Source organism: Oleiphilus sp. HI0079 (genome assembly GCF_001635105.1).
Genome location: NZ_LWFT01000403.1, coordinates 1 through 435 on the forward strand (window position 1 = coordinate 1; position 435 = coordinate 435).

At 49.9% G+C, this 435-nt stretch carries 1 protein-coding gene; it reads left to right on the plus strand.

Annotated features, from left to right (window positions below):
- Positions 1-148: 148 nt before the first annotated feature.
- Positions 149-435: hypothetical protein (locus A3750_RS05340; RefSeq protein WP_156498430.1), on the plus strand; the 287-nt coding region annotated here is incomplete at its 3' end.

Here is a 435-nt window from a genome sequence, read left to right on the forward strand (position 1 = left end):
CATTTTAAACCTCTCAGTTGGGCTATGATGTCACAGCCCGTCGTTTTACTTGCGTATTAAGATGGGAGCGAAAAACAACAATTCAAGGCCTTCGGCGCCAAATAATTGACGCAGATCAAGCCAAAGCACCCTAACAAATCGAGATCCTGTGCACGCCATAAGCATCCCAAGTCCGTTTAAATCCAGCCTCATCGCACTGCTGTTAGCGCTTTTAATCGTCGGCATTGAAAGCGTAGAAAACCAAAACCTATTTTGGGGCCCCCTCCACGATAGCGCCCATGCTTTTGCAGCCTATCTCTGCACTGCTCTCTTGATTTCCCTGCTCAAGTCAGAACAACAAACAACTGGATTTCGGCTAGCCCAAATCGGCGGCGCGCTCTTTGCGACAGGCATCGCGATTGAGCTCATTCAGCCAGCACTTGGGCGAAGCGCAAG